The organism is Kitasatospora purpeofusca (assembly GCF_042691725.1).
GTDB classification, from domain to species: Bacteria; Actinomycetota; Actinomycetes; order Streptomycetales; family Streptomycetaceae; genus Kitasatospora; species Kitasatospora purpeofusca_B.
In genome coordinates, this window is record NZ_CP170483.1 from 823,266 (window position 1) to 834,382 (window position 11,117).

At 74.3% G+C, this 11,117-nt stretch carries 12 protein-coding genes; 6 read left to right on the forward strand and 6 right to left on the reverse strand.

Going from position 1 to position 11,117, the window contains the following annotated elements:
* Positions 1–64: 64 nt before the first annotated feature.
* Positions 65–832: a type I methionyl aminopeptidase gene (gene map, locus ACFCLZ_RS03570; protein ID WP_380283160.1), complete on the reverse strand. Its 768-nt coding sequence runs from the start codon at positions 830–832 to the stop codon at positions 65–67.
* 97 nt (positions 833–929) lie between these two features.
* On the opposite strand from map, the gene ACFCLZ_RS03575 reads away from it, so the two are divergent.
* Positions 930–1,199 carry a helix-turn-helix domain-containing protein gene (locus tag ACFCLZ_RS03575; RefSeq protein WP_380283161.1) on the forward strand — a complete coding sequence of 90 codons (270 nt, stop codon included), beginning with the start codon at positions 930–932 and terminating at the stop codon, positions 1,197–1,199.
* 54 nt (positions 1,200–1,253) lie between these two features.
* On the opposite strand, the gene ACFCLZ_RS03580 is transcribed toward ACFCLZ_RS03575, so the two are convergent.
* The 4 genes from ACFCLZ_RS03580 to ACFCLZ_RS03595 form a co-directional block, all read right to left on the reverse strand.
* Positions 1,254–2,024, reverse strand: coding sequence for an SDR family NAD(P)-dependent oxidoreductase (locus tag ACFCLZ_RS03580; protein ID WP_380283162.1), 771 nt, complete (start codon positions 2,022–2,024; stop codon positions 1,254–1,256).
* 107 nt (positions 2,025–2,131) lie between these two features.
* Positions 2,132–2,722, reverse strand: coding sequence for a TetR/AcrR family transcriptional regulator (locus ACFCLZ_RS03585; RefSeq protein ID WP_380283163.1), 591 nt, complete (start codon positions 2,720–2,722; stop codon positions 2,132–2,134).
* Between the two features lie 93 nt (positions 2,723–2,815).
* Positions 2,816–3,112: an MTH1187 family thiamine-binding protein gene (locus tag ACFCLZ_RS03590; protein WP_380283164.1), complete on the reverse strand. Its 297-nt coding sequence runs from the start codon at positions 3,110–3,112 to the stop codon at positions 2,816–2,818.
* A gap of 68 nt (positions 3,113–3,180) precedes the next feature.
* Positions 3,181–4,695 (reverse strand): SulP family inorganic anion transporter, encoded by a 1,515-nt coding sequence (locus ACFCLZ_RS03595; RefSeq protein WP_380286424.1) that lies wholly within the window; start codon positions 4,693–4,695, stop codon positions 3,181–3,183.
* A 759-nt stretch (positions 4,696–5,454) separates the two neighbouring features.
* Between ACFCLZ_RS03595 and ACFCLZ_RS03600 the strand changes: the two genes are divergently transcribed.
* Entirely contained in the window at positions 5,455–5,985 is a 531-nt protein-coding gene (locus tag ACFCLZ_RS03600) for a pyridoxamine 5'-phosphate oxidase family protein (protein WP_380283165.1), read from the forward strand.
* 98 nt (positions 5,986–6,083) lie between these two features.
* A complete protein-coding gene (locus ACFCLZ_RS03605) occupies positions 6,084–6,572 on the forward strand; it encodes a glutathione peroxidase (RefSeq protein ID WP_380283166.1) in 489 nt (162 codons plus the stop codon).
* Between the two features lie 51 nt (positions 6,573–6,623).
* Here ACFCLZ_RS03605 and ACFCLZ_RS03610 read toward each other — a convergent pair whose 3' ends face one another.
* On the reverse strand, positions 6,624–7,544 hold the full coding sequence (locus ACFCLZ_RS03610) for a LysR family transcriptional regulator (protein WP_380283167.1): 921 nt from the start codon (positions 7,542–7,544) through the stop codon (positions 6,624–6,626).
* Between the two features lie 96 nt (positions 7,545–7,640).
* Here ACFCLZ_RS03610 and ACFCLZ_RS03615 point away from each other — a divergent pair, with 96 nt between their 5' ends.
* The 3 genes from ACFCLZ_RS03615 (at position 7,641) to ACFCLZ_RS03625 (ending at position 11,073) form a co-directional block, all read left to right on the forward strand.
* Positions 7,641–8,345, forward strand: a complete 705-nt coding sequence (locus tag ACFCLZ_RS03615; protein ID WP_380283169.1) for a succinate dehydrogenase cytochrome b subunit — start codon at positions 7,641–7,643, stop codon at positions 8,343–8,345.
* 83 nt (positions 8,346–8,428) lie between these two features.
* Positions 8,429–10,339: a fumarate reductase/succinate dehydrogenase flavoprotein subunit gene (locus tag ACFCLZ_RS03620; protein ID WP_380286425.1), complete on the forward strand. Its 1,911-nt coding sequence runs from the start codon at positions 8,429–8,431 to the stop codon at positions 10,337–10,339.
* Entirely contained in the window at positions 10,336–11,073 is a 738-nt protein-coding gene (locus tag ACFCLZ_RS03625) for a succinate dehydrogenase/fumarate reductase iron-sulfur subunit (RefSeq protein ID WP_380283170.1), read from the forward strand. The genes ACFCLZ_RS03620 and ACFCLZ_RS03625 overlap by 4 nt, the downstream gene beginning before the upstream one ends.
* Positions 11,074–11,117 lie beyond the last annotated feature (44 nt).

The following is an 11,117-nucleotide window of genomic DNA, read 5'->3' on the forward strand; positions in this document are numbered from 1 at the left end:
GAAGTGATCCAACTCACACCACAAACGGGATCAAATGCGGACGATCGCGTAGGCGGTGGGCGGATCAGGGGAGGGTGAGGATGCGGGGGCCGTCGGGGGTGATGGCGACGGTGTGTTCGATGTGGGCGGCGCGTGTGCCGTCGGTGGTGCGGAGGGTCCAGCCGTCGGGGTCGGTGGTGTGGGTGTCGGTGCCGCCGGCGATGAGCATGGGTTCGATGGCGAGGACCAGGCCGGGCTTGAGGGGGAAGCCGCGGCCGGGGCGGCCCTCGTTGGGGAGGTGCGGGTCCTCGTGCATGCGGCGGCCGATGCCGTGGCCGCCGTAGCCTTCGAGGAGGCCGTAGCGGGCGGTGCGGGCGACGGTGCCGACGGCGTGGGCGATGTCGCCGGTGCGGTGGCCGGGCACGGCGGCCGCGATGCCCGCCTCCAGGGCCCGGCGGGTGGTGTCGATCAGGCGGAGGTCCTCGGGGCGCGGGGTGCCGACGGTGAAGCTGACGGCGGCGTCGCCCGCCCAGCCGTCGAGGACGGCTCCGCAGTCGATGCTCACCAGGTCGCCGTCGCGCAGCCGGTGGCGGTTCGGGATGCCGTGCACCACGGCGTCGTTGACGGAGGCGCAGATGACGGCCGGGAAGGGCACCGGGGCGAAGGACGGCCGGTAGCCGAGGAACGGCGAGGTCGCGCCGGCCTTGCGCAGCACCTCGCGGGCCACCTCGTCGAGGTCCAGCAGGCTCACCCCGACGCCGGCCGCCCGCTCCACCTCGGCCAGCGCCGTGGCGACGACCCTCCCGGCCTCCCGCATCGCGGCCAGCGCCGCCTCCGACTTGAGCTCCACCATGAGGTCCTCCGACCGGTCCGTTCCAATTCTTATACCGGTATTTCTATCACGGTCGGAGCGGTGTCGGCGGCGGGCGGCGTGGCCTACCATCGGGGGCATGGTGAGGACTCCGCTGACCCCCGGGGAACGCGAGCGCGGCGAGCGCTTCGGTGTGCTGCTGCGCGAGGCGCGGGGCGAGCGCAGCATGGTCGAGGTGGCGGCGGCGGCCGGGGTGTCGGCCGAGACCCTGCGCAAGATCGAGACCGGCCGGGCGCCGACGCCGTCGTTCTTCACCGTCGCGGCGCTGGCCTACGCGTTGGGGCTCTCGATGGACGAGCTGGCCACCGCCTGCGCGGCGCCGGCCGGGGACGAGGCGCTGTCGGCCTGAGACGGCACCGGCCGGTGGCTCCCGGGTCGGGAGGCCACCGGCCGGCACGGCGACTCAGGCGGTGATGCCGCCGTCGAGGACGAGGTCGGCGCCGACGGTGAAGGCCGACTCCTCGGAGGCGAGGTGGAGGACCGCGGCGGCGACCTCCTCGACGGCGCCGGCGCGGGCGGCCGGGACGCTGCCCTTCATCCGGTCCGCCTTGGCGGAGGCGCTCTCGCCGGGCAGCGAGGACATCGTGGTGTCGATCGGGCCGGGGCTCACCAGGTTGATCCGCACCCCCTCGGCGATGTGGTCACGGGCGGCGCTGCGGGTCAGGGTGGCGACGGCGGCCTTGGAGACGGCGTAGGCGCCGACGTTCTCGACCCGCAGGTGGGTGCCGAGGTTCGAGGAGATGTTGACGATCGCCCCGCCGCCGTTGGCACGCAGGTGGGCGATCTGGTGCTTCATCGCGTACCAGGTGCCGGTGAGGTTGATGTCGATCAGCTGCCGCCATTCCTCCTCGGCGACGTCGGCGATCCGGCCGACGCCGCCGAAGACGCCCGCGTTGTTGACCGCGATGTCCAGGGCTCCGAGCTGTTCGACGGTCTCGCGGACCAGCCGGGCGGCGTCGGCGGCGTCGGACACCGAGCCGGTGAGGGCGACGGCGGCGCCGCCCTCCTGCTCGATCAGGGCGACGGTCTCGGCGAGGGCGCTCGCGGTGCGCCCGGCGACGGCGACGCGGGCGCCCTCCCGGGCGAAGGCGAGGGCGACGGCTCGGCCGATGCCGCTGCCGCCACCGGTGACCAGGACGGACTTGCCGGTGAAGCGGGTGGTGCTGCGGGTCATGCGCGTGCTCCTCGATACGGGGTCTATATTGACCGTTCGGTTCAGAATGGAGACAGCAAAAAACACACGAGCGGAGAAGGAGAAGGAGGACGGTCGAGCGGGGTCGGTCAGTCCAGCAGGGCGAGGGCCTGGTCGGCGGCGTCGCGCAGGCGGGCCGAGCCGTCGCCGGCCTTGCCGATCACCCGCATGCCCTGGAACAGCACCACCAGCATCCTGGCGAGCGCCTGCGGGTCGCGGCCCTCGGGCAGTTCGCCCTGGGCCCGCGCCCGGACCAGCGCCGCGGTGAGGACCGTCTCCAGGTGGGCCAGGTTGGCCTCCACCCGCCGGGCGGCGTCCGGGTCGTGCGGGGCCAGCTCCACCGCCGTGTTGGTGACGAAACAGCCGCGCCGCAGGCCGCCCTCGCCGTCCGCGGCGGATTCGCGGGCGAAGCGGAGGACCAGGGCGCGGACGGCCGGGAGGACCGGGCCGGGCTGCGACAGCTCGGCCAGCAGCACGGGCTGCTGCTGGCAGCCGTACCGCTCCAGTGCGCGCAGGTACAGTTCCCGCTTGCTGCCGAAGGTGGCGTAGACGCTGGCCCGGGCGATCCCGAGGTGCTCGACCAGGTCGGCCATCGAGGTGGCCTCGTAGCCCCGCCGCCAGAACAGCTCGAGGGCCGACTGGAGCGCCGCGTCCGGGTCGAATTCCTTGGTTCGCGCCATGCCTGAAAGGTAGTCGATTCCAGATCGGTCGGTCAAGAAAGAAAAGGAGGGTGGCCGGCCCGCCCCGGGACGGCGGCGGGCCGGCCCGGCGGTTCAGCCCCCGGCGAGGTGGCGTTCCACCGAGGCGACCTTGCGGGTCAGGCCGTCGGTGACCCCGGCGCGGTCGTCGATCTTGATGACGGTACTGACCCGGTTGCTGTAGGCCTTGACCGCCTCGATCGCCTCCCGGATCACCGGCATCACCTCGTCCCACTCCCCCTCGATGCTGGTGAACATCGCGTCCGTACGGTTGGGCAGCCCGCTCGCGCGGACCACCTTGACGGCCGCGGCGACCGCCTCCCCGACGTCCTCGCCGACCCCGAGCGGGGTGACCGAAAAGGCTGCGATCACGGCTGCGTCTCCTCCCTGTGCGGCCCGGCCGGCCACCGGGCCGCCGGGCCACCAGGCTAGCGAGTCGTTCAGACCACGGTCGGCAGCGGCGGGTCGACCGCCAGCGGGGCGGAGCTGCGGGCGCGGTGCTGCGCGGCCCAGGCGGCGAGGGCGACCGTGCAGGCGTGGTCGAGGTGGCGCAGCCCGGACCAGTCGAGCTCGACCGGGCGGTCCGCCGGGAGGCGTTCGAGGGTGTCCAGCAGCCGGGGCAGCCGCAGGAAGGTGGCGTTGCCGCTCAGCCGGACCCGCAGCGGCGGCTGCTCGGCGCCGGGCACGGCCGGCGGTTCCTCCACCCCGATCTGCAGGTGGGAGGTCTGCCAGGCGGACTTGGCGACGGCGAGGCCGATGCCGATCAGGACCCCTTCGAACAGGTCGGTGGTGACGACCGAGACGGTGGTGACGGCGAGCACCACCGCCTCCCCCCGGTGGTCGCGGCAGAGCGCGGCGATCCGCCGCAGGGGGATGAGCTTGGCGCCCGCGTGGACCAGGACGGCGGCCAGCGCGGTCAGCGGGACGAGGCCGAGCACGCCCGGCAGCAGGGCGGTGAACAGCAGGAGCCAGCCGCCGTGCATGACCCGGGAGGCCTTGGTGCGGGCGCCGGCCTGGACGTTGGTCGCGCTGCGGACGATGACGGCCGTCATCGGAAGCGCGCCGAGCAGGCCGCAGAGGGCGTTGCCGACACCCTGGGCGGTGAGTTCGCGGTCGTAGTCGGTGCGCGGGCCGTGGTGCATCCGGTCCACGGCGGCGGCGCTGAACAGGGTTTCGGCGGAGGCGATCAGGGTGAAGGCGAGGACGGTGCCGGCGCCGGCGGTGGTGGCCAGGGCGCCGAGCGCGGCGCGGTCGGGCAGCTGGACGACGTCGAGCAGACCGGCCACCTCGACCCGGGCCACCGGCAGGTCGGCGACGGCGGTGACGGCGGCGGCCAGGCCGACGGCGCCGAGCGGGCCGGGCAGCGCGCGGGCGAGGCGGGGCGGCAGGTACTTCCAGGCGACCAGCACCAGCAGGGTGGCCGCGCCGAGCGCCACCGCGGTGGGGTTGGCGGCTCCGGTGACGGCGTCGCGCAGCAGCGCGGGCAGGCCCAGGAGCTTCTCCGGCCCGGTGCCGGGGGCGCGGCGGTCGGCGAGCGCGTACAACTGGCCGAGCAGCAGGGTCAGGCCGATGCCGGCCAGCATGCCGTGCACCACGGAGGCCGACATGGCGCGGAACCAACGGCCCAACCGCAGGGCGCCCATGGCGAGTTGGAGCAGGCCGGTGAGCAGGACCAGGACGCCGAGGGCGCCCGCGCCGTACCGCTGGACGGCTTCGTGGACGAGGACGGTGAGGCCGGCGGCCGGGCCGCTGACCTGGAGGCTGCTGCCGGGCAGGGCGCCGACCACCAGGCCGCCGACGATGCCGGTGACCAGGCCGAGCTCGGCGGGCACGCCCGAGGCGACGGCGACGCCGACGCAGAGCGGGAGGGCGACCAGGAAGACCACCAGGGAGGCGGGCAGGTCGTGGCGCCAGGGTACGGCGCGCAGGGCGGCGGCCGGGCCGCGGTGGTGCAGCGCGCGGCGGGGGCGGGCACGGCCGGGCGGGGCGCTGCGGCGCGGGGCCGCGGGCGGGCGCTTGCGCCCGCGGGGCAGGCCGTTCACCGGCGCACCCCCGGCGGGGTGCTGCGAACGGCGGGCGCGGCGGAGGCGGGAGCGGCGGAGGCAGAGGCAGGAACGGCGGGAGCGGCGGGGCAGGCGGGCAGGGCACGGCGTCGAGGCATCGGGAGGTTCCTTCCGCGCACCCGGCACGGCGGCGCGCCGCGGGCGGCGCATCGCTGCGGGTGCGTTGCTGCGGGTGCGTTGCTGCGGGTGCGTTGCTGCTGGGTGGCTGCGGTGCTGCGGTGGCGGCTGGGACGCGCGGGACGGGCCGGCCGGCGCGGCGGGCGTGCTGCACGGGATCCGACGGCCGGAGCTCCCCCGCTCCCCGGACGGTCCCGAACCCCCTTGCCGTGACCCCTGTTGAACATGGCAACCATGACGGGCCCGGCGTGCCACCGACGGTACCCAGCGACCCGGGGCGGGCCAACCTCGCACACCGTCCCTTCACGCGGGCGGCACACGAAGAGCGCTTCCGGGCCGGAATTCAGGCCTCGGACGGGTACGCACGTTCGCCCGTCGAGCGGACGGACGATCCGTGCCCGCCCTCCACCGGCCTGCCGCCGAGGCGGCTCCCGACGGCCCCGGGCGTTCCGTCCCGGGGCGGTGCGGGTACGTACCGAGGACCGCCCGCGCGCGACGTGCGCGCGCGGCCCTTCCTGCCCGGGAGGCCCCACCGTGTCCTTCGCGATGACCCGCGCCGAGTGCGAGCGCTTCCTGGCCGGCGTACACGTCGGCGTCCTGTCCGTCGCCGGGCCGGAGCCCGGCGCGGCCCCGCTGACCGTGCCGATCTGGTACTCCTACCGCCCCGGCGGGCTGATCACCCTGCTGACCGGACGGGAGTCCCTCAAGGCGCGCCGGATCCGAGCCGCCGGCCGGTTCACGCTCTGTGCCCAGCAGGAGGAGCCGCCCTGCCGGTACGTGAGCGTGGCCGGGCCGGTGGTGGCGATCGAGGACCGGGTGGACCCGGACGAGCGCGCCGAGCTGGCCCACCGCTACCTGCCGCCGGCCACCGCCGCCGCCTACCTGGTGGCCACCGCCGAGCAGTTGACGGCGGACGTCACCGTCCGGATGCGGCCCGAGCGGTGGCTGAGCGCCGACTTCGCCGCCGTCACCGGGCAGATAGCCGCCCTGGAGCGCCAGGCTCCGCCGGGACGGCCCGCGGCCGGCCGGCCCGCGCTGGAACACCCGCCGTCCGGGCGCGGTTGACCAGGTGGGCACGCCGGGCGGGATACCGTACCGGCGCGGGCCCGCCCGCCACCGCACCACCGACGACGACCTACGACCTCCTCCGAAGGGGGACCCCCGTGAGCCTGACCGACATCCCGCTGCGCACGCTGTCCGGCGAGGCCGCCTCGCTCGCCGACCACAAGGGCAAGGCGCTGCTGATCGTCAACGTCGCCTCCAAGTGCGGCCTGACCCCGCAGTACGCCGGCCTGGAGCGGCTCCAGGAGCGGTACGCCGAGCGCGGCTTCACCGTGCTGGGCTTCCCCTCGAACCAGTTCGCCGGGCAGGAGCCGGGCAGCGCCGAGGAGATCCGGACCTTCTGCTCCACCACCTACGGCGTGACCTTCCCGCTGTTCGAGAAGACCGACGTGAACGGCGAGGACCGGCACCCGCTGTACGCGCGGCTGACCGAGACGGCCGACGCCGAGGGCCAGGCCGGGGACGTCTCCTGGAACTTCGAGAAGTTCCTGGTGGCGCCGGACGGCACCGTGGCCGCCCGGATCCGGCCGCGCACCGAGCCGGAGTCGGCCGAGGTGATCGCCGCGATCGAGGCCGTGCTGCCCGCCTGAGCGGGCGCGTGACGGAGCCCGGGGCGCACGACGCGTCCCGGGCGCCGTCGGTTACAGCAACAGCCTGGTGCCCGGCGGGAGTTCGCCGTCCCGCGCGGCATCGCGCAGATGGGCCAGCAGGGTCTCCCGCAGCGCCTCGGCCGCGCGGGTCGGCGGCACCTCGTGGCCGTGCGCCACGGCGATGGTGCGGCCCAGGCCCTGGCCGGCGAAGGGGGTGACCGCGAGGCCCGAGCGGTGGGCGACCATGCCGGGCAGCACCGCCGGCCCGAGCCCGGCCCGGACGAAGCCGAGCACCGCGTCCATCTCCCCGCCCTCGACGGCGAACTCCGGCTCGAAGCCGGCCGCCCGGCAGGCCGCCAGGGTGGCCTCGCGCACGTCGTAGCCCTCGCGGAACATCACCAGCGGCCACCCGCGCAGCTCCGCCACCCGCACCGTGCGCCGGGCCCGCGGCTGCGCCGAGACCAGCACCAGCTCCTCGTGCAGCAGCCCGGTGACGGCCAGCGCCGGCGCCGCCTCCCCGCGCGGCGGGGTGATGATCAGCGCGAGGTCCAGCTCCCCCTCCGCGAGCGAGCGCACCAGGTCCCGCGAACCGCCCTCGCGCACCACCAGCGCCACGCCCGGGTAGCGGTCCCGGAACACCCGCAGCACGTCCGGCACCAGGCTGGTGCACAGGCTCGGCGGCGCGCCGAGCCGCACCCGGCCGCGGCGCAGCTGGACGGTCTCCTGGACGGCGAGGCGGGCGCTCTCGGTGTCCGCGAGGATGCGCCGGGCGAGCGGCAGCAGGGCGTCCCCGGCGTCGGTCAGCGCGATGTTGCCGCGCGTGCGGTGGAACAGTTCGGCGCCCAACTCCCGTTCCAGCGCCCGGATCTGTTGCGAGAGGGACGGCTGGGCGACGTGCGCCGCCTCGGCCGCGCGGGTGAAGTGGCGGGTCTCGGCGACGGCCACGAAGTAGCGGAGTTGCTGGAGCTGCACCCGACCAGGATATCCCGCATCGATAGGCGGCGCCTATGGTGGCCAGCCGCATCATGTCTTGGACGCACCGTCGCCCGTCTCCGTACCGTTGTCGCCATGACAAGCGCGACTCGGACGGCCCGGCACCCGTCCACCCTGGCGACCCTGTGGCGGTCGACCGTCGGCAAGAAGGCGGTCATGGCCGTCAGCGGACTGGCCATGCTGCTCTACCTGGTCGCCCACATGCTCGGGAACCTCAAGGTCTTCTTCGGGCCGGACGACATCAACGGCTACGCCGCCTGGCTTCGCACCATCGGGCAGCCGTTCCTCGGCCACGAGTGGTTCCTGTGGATCGCCCGGGCGGGCCTGCTGGCCGCCGTCCTGCTGCACGGCGTCGCCGCGTACCAGCTGAGCCGGCGCGACCTCGCCGCCCGGCCGAGCAAGTACGCGCACCAGCGGCGGCGGGCGAGCTACGCGACCCGGACGATGCGCTGGGGCGGGGTGATCCTGGCGCTGTTCATCGTCTGGCACATCCTGGACCTCACCACGCTGACGGTGAACCCCAACGCCGAGCACGGCAGGGTGTACCAGAACATCGTGGCGTCCTTCGGGACGTGGTACTCCGGCGTGATCTACATCGTCGCGATGCTCGCCGTCGGCCTGCACGTCCGGCACGGCTTCTGGAGCGCGGCGCAGACCCTCGGCGCCAACAACGCCCGCCGGGACCGCGCGCTGAAGCTCACCGCCAACGGCCTGGCGCTGCTGCTGACCGCGGGCTTCCTGTCCGTCCCCGTGGCCGTGATGACCGGAGTGGTGAAGTGACCAGCAGCGAGAACGGCAGCGAGAACAGCGCCGAGAGCGGCACCGCGGACGGCGGCTACGCGTCGTACGCCGTCGGCGAGCCGATCGCCGACACCCGGGCCCCGGCCGGGCCGATCGAGCAGCGCTGGGACCAGCGGCGCTTCGAGGCCAAACTGGTCAACCCGGCGAACCGGCGCAAGCACACCGTGATCGTGGTCGGCACCGGCCTGGCGGGCGGCGCGGCCGGCGCCACGCTCGCCGAACAGGGCTACCACGTGGTCCAGTTCTGCTTCCAGGACTCCCCCCGGCGGGCCCACTCGATCGCCGCCCAGGGCGGCATCAACGCCGCCAAGAACTACCGCAACGACGGCGACTCGATCCGCCGGCTGTTCTACGACACGGTCAAGGGCGGCGACTTCCGCGCCCGCGAGTCCAACGTCCACCGGCTGGCGCAGGCGTCGGTGGAGATCATCGACCAGTGCGTGGCGCAGGGCGTGCCGTTCGCCCGCGAGTACGGCGGCCTGCTGGACACCCGCTCGTTCGGCGGCGTGCAGGTCTCCCGGACGTTCTACGCCCGCGGCCAGACCGGCCAGCAGCTGCTGCTCGGCGCCTACCAGGCGCTGTCGCGGCAGATCGCCGCCGGGAACGTGGAGATGCACGCCCGCACCGAGATGCTCGACCTGCTGGTGGTCGACGGCCGGGCGCGCGGCATCGTCGCCCGCGACCTGGTCACCGGCGAGATCACCAGCTACACCGCCGACGCCGTGGTGCTGGCCTCCGGCGGCTACGGCAACGTCTTCTACCTCTCCACCAACGCCAAGAACTCCAACGCCACCGCGATCTGGCGGGCGCACCGGCGCGGCGCGTACTTCGCCAACCCGTGCTTCACCCAGATCCACCCGACCTGCATCCCGCGCTCCGGCGAGCACCAGTCCAAGCTCACCCTGATGAGCGAGTCGCTGCGCAACGACGGCCGGATCTGGGTGCCCAGGGCCGCGGGCGACACCCGGCCGCCGGCCGAGATCCCCGAGGAGGAGCGGGACTACTACCTGGAGCGGATCTACCCGGCGTTCGGCAACCTGGTGCCGCGCGACATCGCCTCCCGGGCCGCCAAGAACGTCTGCGACGAGGGCCGCGGCGTCGGCCCCGGCGGGCAGGGCGTCTACCTGGACTTCGCCGACGCCGTCCGCCGGCTGGGGCGGGACGCGGTGGAGGCCAAGTACGGCAACCTGTTCGAGATGTACGAGCGGATCACCGCCGAGGACCCGTACCGGGTGCCGATGCGGATCTACCCGGCGATCCACTACACGATGGGCGGGCTCTGGGTCGACTACGACCTGCAGACGACGGTGCCGGGCCTGTTCGCGATCGGCGAGGCCAACTTCTCCGACCACGGCGCCAACCGGCTCGGCGCGAGCGCGCTGATGCAGGGCCTGGCGGACGGCTACTTCGTGCTGCCGCCGGTGCTCAACGACTACCTGGCCCGGGAGGCGCTGCCCGCCGTCCCGGCCGGCCACGAGGAGGTCGCCGCGGTGGAGGCCGAGGTCGCCGACCGCCTCAACCTCATCCTCGCGGTGGACGGCGACCGCACCCCCGACTCCTTCCACCGCGAGCTCGGCGAACTGCTCTGGGACGAGTGCGGGATGGCCCGCGACGAGGCCGGGCTGCGCCGCGCGCTGGAGCGGATCCCGGCGCTGCGGGACGAGTTCTGGCGCCGGATCAAGGTGCCCGGCACCGGCCGGGAGCTCAACCAGTCGCTGGAGAAGGCGAACCGGCTGGTCGACTACTTCGAGCTGGCCGAGCTGATGTGCCTGGACGCGCTGCACCGCGCCGAGTCCTGCGGCGGCCACTTCCGCACCGAGAGCCAGACCGCCGACGGCGAGGCCGCCCGGCGGGACGAGGAGTTCTCCTACGCCGCCGCCTGGGAGTTCACCGCCACCGGGCAGGCGCCCGTCCTGCACCGCGAGCACCTCGACTTCGAGTACGTCCACCCCACCCAGCGGAGCTACGCGTGAACCTCACCCTTCGGATCTGGCGCCAGGCGGGCCCCGACACGCCCGGCTCGATGACCACCTACCAGGTCAGCGGCATCAGTCCGGACATGTCCTTCCTGGAGATGCTGGACACCCTCAACGAGGAGCTGATCACCCGGGGCGACACGCCCGTCGCCTTCGACCACGACTGCCGCGAGGGCATCTGCGGCGCCTGCGGCATGGTCATCAACGGCCGGGCGCACGGCCCCGAGCGGACCACCACCTGCCAGCTGCACATGCGGCACTTCCAGGACGGCGATACCATCGACGTCGAACCGTGGCGGGCGGCGGCCTTCCCGGTGGTGAAGGACCTGGTGGTGGACCGCTCCGCCTTCGACCGGATCATCGGCGCCGGCGGCTACATCACCGCCCCGACCGGGAGCGCGCCCGAGGCGCACGCCACGCCCGTCCCCAAGGAGACCGCCGACACCGCGTTCGAGCACGCCGAGTGCATCGGCTGCGGGGCGTGCGTGGCGGCCTGCCCGAACGGGTCGGCGATGCTCTTCACCTCCGCCAAGGTGGTCCACCTCAACGTGCTGCCGCAGGGCGCGCCGGAACGCAGGTCCCGGGTGCGCGACATGGTGGCGGCGATGGACGCCGAGGGCTTCGGCGGCTGCACCAACACCGGCGAGTGCGCGACGGCCTGCCCCAAGGGCATTCCGCTGCCCAGCATCGCCGCGATGAACCGCGAGTTCCTGCGCAGCTCGCTGGGCTGAGACCCGCACCGCGCTGCGGCGCCCCTCCGTCGACGGAGGGGCGC